The sequence below is a fragment of the Pseudomonas sp. BT76 TE3572 genome, from assembly GCF_050435365.1.
GTDB lineage: Bacteria > Pseudomonadota > Gammaproteobacteria > Pseudomonadales > Pseudomonadaceae > Aquipseudomonas > Aquipseudomonas fluorescens_W.
The window spans coordinates 962634-975803 of the sequence record NZ_JBNDKE010000001.1 but is presented as its reverse complement, the minus strand read 5'-3'; the positions used below and the strand labels follow the sequence as shown (position 1 = coordinate 975803).

Here is a 13170-nt window from a genome sequence, read left to right as displayed (position 1 = left end):
GGGCGAGGAAGTCACCGTAGATCAATTGAAACCCAAAACTCTTCATTGTCGACCCAAGGCTCTTGCGGGCGAGGCTTCTGCTGCCAGAAGACGATTATTCTTATATGCGTAACCCGATTCTACACAGCGTAAATAGGTTTGTCCGCCTTCTGTATCAAATCCCCTTTTTCCCTGCTCGCGCAAGGGGTTTGTTGCACAGGAAGATCCCCACGAGGATCAGCCCTCCTCCCAGGCACATCGCCAGGGTCAACTGCTCGCCCAACAGCAGCGCACCGAGGATCACCGCGGTCAGCGGGTTGAGGGCGATGAACACGCCTGAACGCGTCGCGCCGATTTTGCGAATGCCGTCGTAATAGCCGATATAGGCCAGCGCCGAACCTAATACGCCCAAGTACATCAGGCTCATCCATTGCGTGGGTCCGAGGCTGGCGAGTGCAGCCACACTCAACTCCCCGCGAACAGCACTGGTCACCCACAGCATCAGCGTGCCCAACAGAATCGAGTACGTCACCGTTTGCACCGGGCCCAGGGTTTGATTCAGGTCCTTGGAGAACAGCGAATAAACGCCCCAGCCAAGCACACAGCCGAAGATCAACAGATCGCCGATCCAGGCATCGGGATTGCTGGCCAAGAGTTGTGGGTTACGGCTGACGATCACCAGGCTCGCCCCGGCAATACAGATCGCGATCCCGATGACTTTCGCTCGGTTCAAGCGTTCCTTAAATAGAAGCCATGACGCCAGCCCGATCACGGCCGGGTTCAACGCCACGATCAATGACGCCCGTGAAGCATTGATGTAGTGCAGCCCATAAAAGAAGCACAGGTTGTAGAAGAAGATCCCGAAAAAACCCAGCAGCGCCAATTGCAGCCATTGCCTGGGGCTGGGCCTTGCGAGAGGCACGCGGGCCAGTAGCAGAAACACCAGCAACGCCACGCTGGCCAGCAAGAATCGCAGGCTGGCGGCAAACAAGGGGCTGAGGCTGTCGGCCAGAAATCGCCCGGCGACAAAGGTGCCGCCCCAGATCATGGTGACGGCAGCCAGTTTCAGATAAACCGGCACATCCGAAGGGTTGGACAGACTCTGCTCATAGGTCGTCATAGGTTTCCAGAACGAGAAATCGGGGGTGATGGCGTATCATTCGACTAATACTTCCTCATCGTAAAATGAGCAAACACTCATGACACTTACCCAACTGGAGATCTTTTCTCTGGTCGCCGAGCTTCACGGTTTTACGGCGGCAGCCAATCGCTTGGGGATTTCCCAATCCGCGGTCTCTCACGCCCTCAAGTCGCTGGAACAGGAATTGGGCGTCGAGCTGCTGCGCCGGCATCAGTCCCGGGTCGAACTCAGCGACATCGGCCAACAGCTTTTGCTGCGCGCCCGGGCAATGCTGGGCCTGGCCAACACCTTGCGCCAGGAAGCGGCCGATGCGCGCGGAATGAAACGCGGCACGTTGCGCCTCGGCTCGTTCGGCCCGACCTCATCGATCAAACTGCTGCCGCTGATCCTGCAGCACTACCGCGCGGCTCACCCGGGCATCGAGGTCCACATCGACGAAGGCCCGGACCGGCAGGTGATCCAGTGGCTGGAGGAGCGTCGGATCGATATTGGCTTCGTGGTGTTGCCCGAGGAGCGGTTCGACACCTTTGCGCTGATCGAGGACCAAATGGTTGCACTGCTGCCCGTCGATCATCCGCTGGCCCGTCGCGACAGCCTGACCCTGAGCGATTTGTGCAACGACCCCTTCGTATTGACCGAGGCCGGCTCATCGGAACTGGTGTCGCGGCTATTCAGTGCCGCCCGGCTGACGCCGAACATCCGTTATCGCTGCTCGCAACTACTAAGTACGCTGGACACCGTTGGCCGAGGCGATGCGTTGACGGTCGTTGCCGAAGGCTCTTTGCCCGATGATCGCGACAGTCGCTACGTGAAAAAACCGCTAACGCCACCGGTCACACGCCAAGTTGGACTGGCGGTGCTCGACCAGCGCCAGTCGTCCCCTGCGGCGCTGGCTTTTATCAAACTGGCCGAGCGCCTGAACTACCGTTGAGCGGCACACGTGCCGAGGGCCAACTATCCCAGCATTCGCAAATGCCACTGACCGCCCACGGCGTGAACTTCTTGCAAGGTTATCGGTTCGGCCGGTCGATGCCCGGCGCGGATTTCATTAACGCATTAAGTCACCATTAACTAGCGACGCTAAGCGACGAAACAAGGAGATCGCGCACCATTTGAATCAAAATACTACTGTTGTTACATGAAGAAAAAGACAGGATTTACTCTTGGCCAATTAACTACTACAATTTTTCATGCCTGCTCTAGATTGGCAGGTGAGCCATTATCACCGGGTCGCTTCAAGGCTCTTGGCTTATAGCTTTGTTTGCGGTTGGTATCAGCCAAACACACTATTGGAGTAAAGATATTGTCCAGACTCGCTGAATTTCGTGCAGCTGAAAAGGCCCTTCAAGAACAGCTCAAGCAGCTGGAAACCCTGAAGAATGATGCCGGGCTCAAGAAAGAAATCGAATTCGAAGAAAAGCTCCAGGGGCTGATGAAAACCTACGGCAAGAGCCTGCGCGACATCATCGCCATTCTCGATCCGAACCCGGCAAAATCCGGTCTGCAACAAGCAACGCCTAAAACCCGCCGCGCTCGCGTGGTCAAGGTTTATCAGAATCCGCACACCGGTGAACTGATTGAAACCAAGGGTGGCAACCACCGCGGCCTGAAAGCCTGGAAGGAACAATACGGTGCAGCTACCGTTGATTCCTGGCTGCGTGGCTAAGCACTCGCGGTGATAAAAAAAGCCCTGCCAATGCAGGGCTTTTTCATGGACGCCTTCTAAATGCAACGATTGGCGTCGATCAACTCTCTACTTGCTGACTAACTTTGTGCTTAATCCGTTTGGGTATCTAAAAATTTCAGAATGCGCTGAAACCGGCAGCCATTGAAATCTTTAACTAAAGTTTCAAGCTGTTACGGGCCGCGTCTATTTCTTCCTGACTTGCCTTATAAACCTCAGCCTGCCCCGCGTAGGAAAGAACATAGGCCTTATCGCCATCCACGGCAGCAACCAATGTTTGAGAGAGCACATGCCTTCCGTTCTGCGTGATGGTGCAGGTAGTTTCCAGCGCTGATAAGCGACTCAACGTCGTCGGGTGAATCTTGTTGCAGACACTTTGATAACCGCCTTGAAAGAAGTCCTTCTGCACCGACTTGCGCATCTCCAGCAACACGCCTTGCAGATTCACCTGATGACCACTTTCCACCTGAGTCGTGGTCAACTCCATCACCATTACCGGCGTGCCGCCCTGATCGTTCTTCACCGCACGCTGGCGGGACACTTGGGCGTTGGCCTCATCTTGCGGGACGGCTTCGACCTCCCAGCCGTTGGGCCAGGTCATGATTGGCTCATCTGCGAGAGCGCTGTTAACACCTGAAAGCACGCAGATCAGGACGAACATCGATTTACAGAAACGAATCATTGCAATGAACACTCACGGATTGAACGGTAAAGTCTGAGCCCCGCCCGTCTGTCAGGCAATAGCCGACGCTTTGGGTTTGGTGATGTCCGAGCCCTTGCGTATCATTGTCGCCATTCGTTAGCCCCACTTATTTTCCGGAGGGCCCATGAGCCTGCACGAATTGAACACCTTCCCAGGCGTGACTGCCCAACCTGACACCGCCACCCAGAAGTTCGTCTTCAACCACACCATGCTGCGGGTCAAGGACATCACCAAGTCCCTGGATTTCTACACGCGCATTTTGGGTTTCTCGCTGGTGGAAAAACGCGACTTTCCGGAAGCCGAGTTCAGCCTGTACTTCCTGGCGCTGGTCGATAAAAACCAGATCCCGGCCGACGCTGCTGCCCGCACTGAATGGATGAAGTCGATCCCCGGCATTCTCGAACTGACCCACAACCACGGCACCGAGAACGACGCGGATTTCGCTTACCACAACGGCAACACCGACCCGCGCGGTTTTGGCCACATCTGCATCTCGGTGCCGGATATCGTCGCTGCCTGCGAGCGCTTCGAAGCGTTGGGCTGCGATTTCCAGAAACGCCTGAATGACGGCCGCATGAAGAGCTTGGCGTTCATCAAGGATCCGGATGCGTACTGGGTTGAGATCATCCAGCCTGCACCGATGTAACATTCCTCCCACACTTGGAATGTGTGAGGCACAAAAAAACCCCATGACCGCTCATGGGGTTTTGGTGTTTTCAGTGTCGGGTTTTATGCCGGAGCCGAGGTCCGGATCAAGTGATCGAATGCGCTCAAGGAAGCCTTGGCGCCCTCGCCCACCGCAATCACGATCTGCTTGTAAGGCACGGTTGTCACGTCACCGGCAGCGAACACGCCCGGCATTGAAGTCTCACCGCGGGCATCGACGATGATCTCACCGCGAGGCGACAACTCGATGGTGCCTTTGAGCCAATCGGTGTTGGGCAGCAAACCGATCTGCACGAAGATCCCTTCCAGCTCGACGGTACGCAACTCGTCCGACTGACGATCCTTGTAGCGCAGGCCGTTGACCTTCTGACCGTCGCCCAACACTTCAGTGGTTTGCGCACGGGTGATGACAGTGACATTCGGCAGGCTGTGCAACTTGCGCTGCAAGACCGCATCGGCGCGCAGCTGCACGTCGAACTCCAGCAGTGTGACGTGGGACACGATACCCGCCAGGTCGATGGCCGCTTCGACGCCGGAGTTACCGCCGCCAATCACCGCCACGCGCTTGCCTTTGAACAGCGGACCGTCGCAGTGCGGGCAGTACGCCACGCCTTTGTTGCGGTATTGCTGCTCACCCGGGACGCTCATTTCACGCCACCGCGCACCGGTCGCCAGGATCACAGTCTTGGCTTTCAGGGTCGCGCCGCTGGCGAAGTGGACTTCGTGCAACTCGCCGTTCTTGCCCGGCACCAACTTGTCGGCGCGTTGCAGGTTCATGATGTCGACGTCGTATTGCTTGACGTGCTCTTCCAGCGCCACAGCCAGTTTCGGCCCTTCAGTTTCCTGCACGGAGATGAAGTTCTCGATGGCCATGGTGTCGAGCACCTGCCCACCAAAACGTTCAGCCGCCACACCGGTACGAATGCCTTTACGAGCCGCGTAGATCGCGGCCGAAGCACCGGCCGGGCCACCGCCGACGACCAGTACGTCAAACGCTTGTTTCGCACTGATCTTCTCGGCCTGACGCTCGATGCCGCTGGTGTCGATCTTGGCGAGGATCTCTTCCAGGCCCATACGACCCTGACCGAAGTTCACGCCGTTCAGGTAAATGCTTGGCACGGCCATGATCTGACGGTCATCGACTTCGGCCTGGAACAGCGCGCCGTCAATGGCGACGTGGCGAATGTTCGGGTTAAGGACGGCCATCAGGTTCAATGCCTGGACCACGTCCGGGCAGTTCTGGCAGGACAGCGAGAAGTAAGTCTCGAAGTTGAACTCGCCTTTGAGCGAACGGATCTGTTCGATCACTTCAACGCTGGCCTTCGAAGGGTGACCGCCGACTTGCAGCAGGGCCAGCACGAGGGATGTGAATTCATGGCCCATCGGGATGCCGGCGAAACGCAGGCTGATATTGGCACCCGGGCGGTTGATCGAGAACGATGGTTTACGTGCATCGTCACCGTTGTCGAGCAAGGTAATTTGGCTGGAAAGACTGGCAACGTCTTTCAAGAGTTCGAGCATTTCCTGGGATTTCGCACCGTCGTCGAGGGAGGCAACGATCTCGATCGGCTGGGTGACCCGTTCCAGGTACGATTTCAACTGGGCTTTAAGATTGGCGTCCAACATACGGGCGATTTCCTTTCTGGTATTTCATAAAAAGCAGACATAAAAAAACGCCCGAGCGAATCTCGCCCGGGCGTTTTTGAGGGCGGTTGCAGCTTACTTAGGTGCGGAAACCCGCCCTGATGATGCGATCCACAGACTTAGATCTTGCCGACCAGGTCCAGGGACGGAGCCAGAGTGGCCTCGCCTTCTTTCCACTTGGCTGGGCAAACCTGGCCTGGGTGAGCAGCGACGTACTGAGCAGCCTTGATTTTGCGCAGCAGCTCGGAAGCGTCACGACCCACACCGCCGTCGTTCAGTTCGACGATTTTGATCTGGCCTTCAGGGTTGATCACGAAGGTGCCACGGTCAGCCAGACCAGCCTCTTCGATCAGTACGTCGAAGTTGCGGGAGATGGCGTGAGTCGGGTCGCCGATCATGGTGTACTGAATTTTGCCGATGGCTGGCGAAGTGTTGTGCCAGGCAGCGTGGGCAAAGTGGGTATCGGTGGAAACGCTGTAGATCTCGACGCCCAGCTTCTGGAACGCGTCGTAGTTGTCAGCCAGGTCTTCCAGCTCGGTCGGGCAAACGAAGGTGAAGTCGGCTGGGTAGAAGAACACGACAGACCACTTGCCTTTCAGGTCAGCGTCCGACACTTTTACGAAGTCGCCATTTTTGAAGGCGTCAGCTTTGAACGGTTTAACTTGGCTGTTGATGATAGGCATCGGTGACTCTCCGTCAGGGTTGAGAAGTTGATGGAGTGGATCCTACCGACTCGATTGCCGGATGGCTCATTGGCAAAGCTCATGCTGCTCATTGGTTTTCGCTATTAGCCGGACGTATTAATAGAAGAAAACTTACTTAGCAGCGCCAATGGTTTTTTCCGCGAGCGGTGTCATCCCGAGAAACGGGCTGGCTTCAACATAGCGCATGGCGGACTTCATATCCTTCCAGCCCACGTAACTCATCAACGACTTCAAGTCCCACCCGCTCTGATGAGCCCAGGTGGCAAAGCCGCGCCGCAAGGAGTGACTGGTGTAGTGCTCGGCCGGGATGCCGGCGCGCTCCAGCGCCTGGCGCAGCAACGGGATCACGCTGTTGGCGTGCAAACCCTCCTCGCTCAAGTGGCCCCAACGGTCGACGCCCCGGAATACCGGCCCACGCACCAGCGCGGCTTCGGTGATCCAGTCGATGTACGCCTGCACCGGGCACAGTCGCTGCAACGCTGGCGTCTGGTAAGTCTTGCCGAGGTTTTCGCGGTCACTCTTGGATCGCGGCAAATAGAGCGTGATGCCTGAGCCGGCAGCCGCTTGCACGTGCTCGATCTGTAACCGGCACAACTCATCGCTGCGAAAGCCGCGCCAGAAGCCCAACAGAATCAGCGCCCGGTCGCGCCTGGCCCGCAAAAGGGCCGGTTGATCGTGCTCGGATTTTGCGGTTTGCGCTTCTTGCTCCAACCAGGCAACCACTTGCTCCAGATGCTGAAGCTGTAAGGGCTCGGCCTGTTTTTCCTGAGCCGGGTGTAGCGCGCGAATGCCCTTGAAGACCTTGCGCACCACCGGCGCCTTGGTGGGGTCAGGAAAACCCTGACTGTTGTGCCATTGCGCCAGTGCTGACAAACGCAACTTCAAGGTATTGATCGACAGCACGCCTGCGTGAGCGACGAGGTAGCGCGCGACGCTGTCGCTGGTCGCCGGCAGGAAGCCGCCCCAACTGACTTCGAAATGCTCGATAGCCGCCCGGTAGCTGCGACGGGTGTTGTCGCGGGTGGCGGCTTGCAGGTAACGATCCAGCTCAGTCATCGGCTCACTCTCTAAAACGTACCGCTTTGGCGGGTGAAAACGCGCCGCAAGGCTGATCACACGGGGTAATACCAGTATATCCCGTGTGAATACTCATCGTATTTTAAGTTTTACTTTAGCGTGGTACATTGTGTACTTAGGTGGCATGTACCACAGTACGAAATCGTAGGAGAACTCATGGCTCGTGGCGGCGTTAATAAAGCAGTGGTCCAGGCAGCACGCCTGGCAATTTTGGCTCGCGGCGAAAACCCCAGCATTGATGCGGTACGGATCGAGATGGGCAACACGGGCTCGAAAACCACGATTCATCGCTATTTGAAGGAGCTGGATAACGGCGCCGAGCGCACCGAAGTGCCGCCAGAACCCATTGATGGTGAGCTGGCGGACTTGGTTTCACGCCTGGCGCAACGCCTCAAGGAACAGGCACAAGAGCCCATTGATCAGGCACGCGCGCAGTTCGATCAGCAGCGTAAAGAGCTGGAAATACAGCTGACGGAAGCTCAACAAGCCAATGGCGAATTGCATAAACAATACGAGATTCAAAGCCTGGCACTGACCCAAGAGTCCGAGGCCCTGCTCGAAACCCGCGCCATGCTGCAGACCGAACAAACCCGCAACGCCGGTCTGAACCAGGCGCTGGCCGATTTCGAATTACGCTTGCAAGACAAGGATGAGCAGATCCGCTCATTGGAAGAAAAACACCTGCACGCTCGCGACGCCCTGGAACACTATCGCAACGCCGTCAAAGAACAGCGCGAGCAGGAGCAACGCCGCCACGAAAGCCAGGTGCAGCAGATTCAGATGGAGTTGCGCCAGGCCCAGCAGAGCGCATTGGTGCGCCAGGATGAGATCACACAACTGCACCGTGACAACGAGCGCTTGCTGACGGAGAACCGTGGCACCCTCAGAGAGTTGAGCCTGCTGCAGGATCAACTCAAGCAAACCAACGCTCGACAGGATCAGCTGCTGGAACAGGTGAACCGTATCGACAGCGAACGCACCCTCCTCCAGGAACGCTTGCGCGCAGCCTTGCTGGAAAGCCAGTCGCTGAAACAGAGTGTCGACGAACAGTCGCAGATAAACAAAACGCTGGAAATTGAGTTGCTCAAGACTCAGGTGAGCCTCGATGAGCGCGTGCGGCTGGCGGCCGTCATTGCAACAGCGCCAGACGCATCAGAGCCGCAAAAGGACGATTAACCCGCGACCGGCGTGCGCATGGTGACGAACTCTTCGGCGGCAGTCGGGTGCACGCCGATGGTTTCATCGAAATCGCGCTTGGTCGCGCCAGCTTTCAAGGCGATCGCCAGACCCTGAACGATTTCACCAGCCTCCGGACCGACCATGTGACAGCCCAGAACCTTGTCGGTCTTGGCGTCCACCACCAGTTTCATCAGGGTGCGCTCCTGACATTCGGTCAGGGTCAGTTTCATTGGACGGAAGCGGCTTTCGAAGATCACCACATCGTGACCGGCCTCACGGGCCTCCTCCTCAGTGAAACCGACCGTGCCGATGTTCGGCAAGCTGAACACAGCGGTCGGGATCATCTTGTAATCGACCGGGCGATACTGCTCAGGCTTGAACAAACGACGCGCAACGGCCATGCCCTCGGCCAGTGCGACCGGCGTCAACTGAACCCGACCGATCACATCGCCAAGCGCCAGAATCGACGGCTCAGCCGTCTGATACTGCTCGTCGACCTCGACGAAACCTTTCTTGTCGAGTTTGACGCCGGTGTTTTCCAGCCCTAGGTTGTCGAGCATCGGACGTCGACCGGTGGCGTAGAACACACAATCCGCTTCCAGCTCTCGGCCGTCCTTGAGGGTTACCTTCAGGCTGCCATCGGATTGCTTGTCGATACGTTCGATGTCGGCGTTGAATTGCAGGTTCATGCCGCGCTTGGTCAGCTCTTCCTGCAGGTGTTTGCGCACTGCACCGTCGAAGCCGCGCAGGAACAGCTCACCGCGATAAAGCAACGTGGTGTCGGCACCCAGACCGTGGAAGATCCCGGCGAATTCGACGGCGATGTAACCACCGCCTACCACCAGAACGCGCTTGGGCAGTTCTTTGAGGAAGAACGCCTGGTTGGAACTGATTGCATGCTCATGCCCCGGAATTTCCGGAATCTGTGGCCATCCACCGGTAGCAATCAGGATGTTTTTGGCGGTGTAGCGCTCGCCATTGATCTCGACCTGGTGCGGATCAACGATTTTGGCGTGGCCTTCATGCAAGGTCACGCCGCTATTAACCAGCAGGTTGCGATAGATGCCGTTCAGGCGATTAATCTCGCGATCCTTGTTGGCGATCAGCGTAGCCCAATCGAATTTCGCTTCGCCCGGCGTCCAGCCAAAACCCGAAGACTGCTCGAAGTCTTCGGCGAAGTGCGCGCCGTAGACCAGCAGCTTCTTCGGCACGCAGCCGACGTTCACACAAGTGCCACCCAGGTAGCGGCTCTCGGCCACCGCCACTTTCGCGCCAAAACCGGCAGCAAAACGCGCAGCCCGCACACCGCCGGAACCGGCGCCAATCACATAAAGGTCAAAATCGTAGGCCATTTTTTCAATCTCCTCGGCAGTCCACAAGCATACCCGCAGACATCCGTTGGGCAAGCGCTGCAAACGATATGGGGACGGAAAATGAAAAAGCCACCCGAAGGTGGCTTTTCAATACAAGTGGGTCAGAGGCTATCAGTAAGCCTTGCCAGTCTTGTAGAAGTTCTCGAAGCAGAAGTTGGTGGCCTCGATGTAGCCTTCAGCGCCACCGCAGTCAAAACGCTTGCCTTTGAACTTGTAGGCAATCACGCAACCGTTTTTCGCCTGCTTCATCAGGGCGTCGGTGATTTGAATCTCGCCGCCTTTTCCTGGCTCGGTTTGTTTGATCAGCTCGAAGATATCAGGCGTCAGGATGTAACGACCGATGATCGCCAGGTTCGACGGTGCGTCTTCCGGGGCTGGTTTTTCGACCATGTTGCGAACGCGGTACAAATCATCAGCGATCAGTTCGCCGGAGATCACACCGTACTTGTTGGTTTCCAGCGGATCCACTTCCTGGATCGCAACGATGGTGCAGCGATACTGCTCGTACAGCTTGACCATCTGGGTCAGGACGCCGTCGCCTTCAAGGTTGACGCACAAGTCGTCCGCCAGCACTACCGCGAACGGTTCGTCGCCGATCAGCGGGCGGCCAGTCAGAATGGCGTGGCCCAGGCCTTTCATTTCGGTCTGGCGAGTGTAGGAGAACGAGCACTCGTCCAACAGTTTACGGATGCCGACCAGGTATTTTTCCTTGTCGGTGCCCTTGATCTGGTTTTCCAGCTCGTAGCTGATGTCGAAGTGGTCTTCCAGAGCGCGTTTGCCGCGACCAGTGACGATGGAAATTTCGGTCAACCCAGCGTCCAGTGCTTCTTCGACGCCGTACTGGATCAGTGGCTTGTTTACCACCGGCAGCATTTCTTTGGGCATGGCTTTAGTCGCTGGCAGGAAGCGAGTACCGTAACCGGCTGCTGGGAACAAGCATTTTTTGATCATAAAAGTCCTTGATAGGGCTGTGTGTACGAGTTTCGGCGCAGTCTAATCAGGCGGCGCGCACCTTACAATGCCCCGCACTGGCCAACCAATGCCATCATAGAGAAATATTTTCGCGGATAGTTCCCGAGATAGCTCCGCAGCCTTTATAGATAGCACAGACCATCAGATCTGCACGGCCGCGAATAGCACAACCCTACACCATCAGCACCGGTTGAGTGCATTTGGCGCTATCATTGCGCGATTGAACCAGCCAACGAGGCAGATAGATGTCGGTAGCAAAAAGTGTCAACGGGTTCCTGATCAATCAGGCGAAAGACGGCCAGTGGTGGGTAGACAGTGCCAGTGGCGAGAATATTGCTGGGCCTTTCCCGACCGAGGCGTTGGCGATTGAAGTGGCATCCGTGTTAGAGCTCGAACACCCAGCCCCGAAGCGTCGCGGCAAGGACAAGTCCTGAGAAGCACCCGACTCGACCCAAGCCCTGCTCGCGCAGGGCTTTTTTGTGATTGCCTGCAAACAAGTGGCCATTCGCTATAACCTTTTGATGCCAGCGCTGTCACAGGCTCAGCCCCTTCATCCTGACGACGACAACGACATGAATAAATTTTTGCCCCTGATCGCGGTACTGGCCCTGAGCGGCTGCGCCACTTCGGAAACGACCTACCTGAACAACGGCGAGCAAGGCCTGGCAATCGACTGCTCCGGGGAAGCCAATTCCTGGGCGACCTGCTACGAAAAAGCCGATGCCTCTTGCGCCGGCACCGGCTATCGGATCGTCGGTACCGACGGATCACCTTCGCCCAAGGAAAGCGACAAGACGCTGGGTGTCGACGTCGGCAACTTCAAGAACCGCAGCGTCGTGGTGGTCTGCAAGTAAGGCGCACTGCCCTACATGTGAATTTCGGCGAACTTGATCCCGAGACCGCGCACCGTCTCGATCAACTCATCGAGGCTGCTGAAGGATTCGACTTCGTCGTTTTCATCCACCAGAAAATAACTGCGCCCGGCGCTTTTCTTGAAAAACACGATCCATTCTCCCGGATTCGCCGGATTCTGAATCACGTGGGTGGCAGAGATGTGACCCTCTGCATGGCGCTCCCGTACCTGCTCTCGCTTCATGCTCGACTCCAGAAATGACAATGCCGCCAAAGCGTTGCTTTGGCGGCATCGGTGCTGACGGGCGACAGTCTATCAGCCGGAAATGCACGCCGTAGCGGCATTACGTACATCCATGGGACGCAACGGCACATTGGAAATGCGCTCATGCAGCTTGATGCTGCTGCCAGTGGAGCGGTCTTCGATATCAAATACCGCGGCCGGGCCCGAGGAGAACTTCTGCGGCACGATGACTCGCATTCCGTCCTTGTGCGGCTCGACTTGCAGGGCGCCCCGGCTGCTGGCCAGTTTTTCGGTCAGGCATTGCGCGTACTCATGAGGTTTCTTTCCTGAAATCACGCTCATGGTCGGCAGCGTCTCATTGATCTCCGAGACAGTTGCACAACCACTCATCGCTATCGCCATAGGCAGGACCAGTACACCCCACTTCATACAAAACCTCCGATAAAGACACTCCGACAGTACAAATGCTGTTTTTCTCCGAGGCTTGCTGCGTTTATCGCACATAGAATTCCGTATAACTGTTTTTAATTGTCAAAGCAGACCTCGACGACCGGATAATAACCCGTTCGGGCTGATAAACTGCGCCAATCGCACATGCTATCGTTTTGATTTTGTAGAAAAAGCCCTTCTGGAGGCGCCTCATGAAATTTATCCACCAGCGCGAGCACCTCAACGAAGACGACATCGTCGTCATCCAATGCTCCCAAACATGCAATATCCGCTTGATGAACGACGCCAATTTCCGCAGCTTCAAAAATGGCGGTCGCCACACTTACCATGGTGGAGCATTCGACACCTTCCCGGCCCGGATTACTGCGCCAAGCACCGGTTTCTGGAACATCACCATCGACACGGTCAACCGCCGGCCGATCAGCGTGACGCGCAAACCGACCCTGACTCACACCATCAAGATCATCCGCCGCTCCAGCACGAAACTGAGCTGAGTGACACC

General features: G+C 56.8%; 16 protein-coding genes. 7 read left to right on the top strand and 9 right to left on the bottom strand.

Going from position 1 to position 13170, the window contains the following annotated elements:
• Window positions 1–154: 154 nt before the first annotated feature.
• Window positions 155–1099: a DMT family transporter gene (locus tag ABH912_RS04575; RefSeq protein ID WP_033055152.1), complete on the bottom strand. Its 945-nt coding sequence runs from the start codon at window positions 1097–1099 to the stop codon at window positions 155–157.
• A 79-nt stretch (window positions 1100–1178) separates the two neighbouring features.
• Here ABH912_RS04575 and ABH912_RS04570 point away from each other — a divergent pair, with 79 nt between their 5' ends.
• Window positions 1179–2051: a LysR family transcriptional regulator gene (locus tag ABH912_RS04570; RefSeq protein ID WP_033055153.1), complete on the top strand. Its 873-nt coding sequence runs from the start codon at window positions 1179–1181 to the stop codon at window positions 2049–2051.
• Window positions 2052–2423: 372 nt separating this feature from the next.
• On the top strand, window positions 2424–2786 hold the full coding sequence (locus ABH912_RS04565; RefSeq protein ID WP_008155126.1) for a histone-like nucleoid-structuring protein, MvaT/MvaU family: 363 nt from the start codon (window positions 2424–2426) through the stop codon (window positions 2784–2786).
• Window positions 2787–2961: 175 nt separating this feature from the next.
• On the opposite strand, the gene ABH912_RS04560 is transcribed toward ABH912_RS04565, so the two are convergent.
• Window positions 2962–3486, bottom strand: a complete 525-nt coding sequence (locus ABH912_RS04560; protein WP_033055154.1) for a DUF4946 domain-containing protein — start codon at window positions 3484–3486, stop codon at window positions 2962–2964.
• A gap of 145 nt (window positions 3487–3631) precedes the next feature.
• On the opposite strand from ABH912_RS04560, the gene gloA reads away from it, so the two are divergent.
• Window positions 3632–4153, top strand: a complete 522-nt coding sequence (gene gloA, locus ABH912_RS04555; protein WP_033055156.1) for a lactoylglutathione lyase — start codon at window positions 3632–3634, stop codon at window positions 4151–4153.
• An 83-nt stretch (window positions 4154–4236) separates the two neighbouring features.
• On the opposite strand, the gene ahpF is transcribed toward gloA, so the two are convergent.
• The 3 genes from ahpF to ABH912_RS04540 form a co-directional block, all read right to left on the bottom strand.
• A complete protein-coding gene (ahpF, locus tag ABH912_RS04550; protein WP_429509729.1) occupies window positions 4237–5799 on the bottom strand; it encodes an alkyl hydroperoxide reductase subunit F in 1563 nt (520 codons plus the stop codon).
• Between the two features lie 137 nt (window positions 5800–5936).
• Window positions 5937–6500, bottom strand: a complete 564-nt coding sequence (ahpC, locus tag ABH912_RS04545; protein ID WP_007975937.1) for an alkyl hydroperoxide reductase subunit C — start codon at window positions 6498–6500, stop codon at window positions 5937–5939.
• A 132-nt stretch (window positions 6501–6632) separates the two neighbouring features.
• Entirely contained in the window at window positions 6633–7577 is a 945-nt protein-coding gene (locus tag ABH912_RS04540) for a site-specific integrase (RefSeq protein WP_429509728.1), read from the bottom strand.
• 177 nt (window positions 7578–7754) lie between these two features.
• Between ABH912_RS04540 and ABH912_RS04535 the strand changes: the two genes are divergently transcribed.
• Entirely contained in the window at window positions 7755–8774 is a 1020-nt protein-coding gene (locus ABH912_RS04535) for a DNA-binding protein (RefSeq protein WP_033055159.1), read from the top strand.
• Here ABH912_RS04535 and gorA read toward each other — a convergent pair.
• Window positions 8771–10129: a glutathione-disulfide reductase gene (gene gorA / locus ABH912_RS04530; protein WP_429509727.1), complete on the bottom strand. Its 1359-nt coding sequence runs from the start codon at window positions 10127–10129 to the stop codon at window positions 8771–8773. The two genes, ABH912_RS04535 and gorA, sit on opposite strands and share 4 nt — an antisense overlap.
• Before the next feature lie 132 nt (window positions 10130–10261).
• Window positions 10262–11101: a UTP--glucose-1-phosphate uridylyltransferase GalU gene (gene galU / locus ABH912_RS04525; protein ID WP_033055161.1), complete on the bottom strand. Its 840-nt coding sequence runs from the start codon at window positions 11099–11101 to the stop codon at window positions 10262–10264.
• A 266-nt stretch (window positions 11102–11367) separates the two neighbouring features.
• On the opposite strand from galU, the gene ABH912_RS04520 reads away from it, so the two are divergent.
• Entirely contained in the window at window positions 11368–11556 is a 189-nt protein-coding gene (locus ABH912_RS04520; protein WP_033055162.1) for a hypothetical protein, read from the top strand.
• A gap of 138 nt (window positions 11557–11694) precedes the next feature.
• Window positions 11695–11976, top strand: a complete 282-nt coding sequence (locus ABH912_RS04515) for a lipoprotein (RefSeq protein WP_033055223.1) — start codon at window positions 11695–11697, stop codon at window positions 11974–11976.
• An 11-nt stretch (window positions 11977–11987) separates the two neighbouring features.
• Here the strand turns inward: ABH912_RS04515 and ABH912_RS04510 are convergent, their stop codons facing one another.
• Window positions 11988–12218 (bottom strand): hypothetical protein, encoded by a 231-nt coding sequence (locus tag ABH912_RS04510; RefSeq protein ID WP_008155098.1) that lies wholly within the window; start codon window positions 12216–12218, stop codon window positions 11988–11990.
• 72 nt (window positions 12219–12290) lie between these two features.
• A complete protein-coding gene (locus ABH912_RS04505) occupies window positions 12291–12647 on the bottom strand; it encodes a hypothetical protein (protein ID WP_033055163.1) in 357 nt (118 codons plus the stop codon).
• Window positions 12648–12859: 212 nt separating this feature from the next.
• Between ABH912_RS04505 and ABH912_RS04500 the strand changes: the two genes are divergently transcribed.
• Window positions 12860–13162, top strand: a complete 303-nt coding sequence (locus ABH912_RS04500) for a DUF1883 domain-containing protein (protein ID WP_024164534.1) — start codon at window positions 12860–12862, stop codon at window positions 13160–13162.
• Window positions 13163–13170 lie beyond the last annotated feature (8 nt).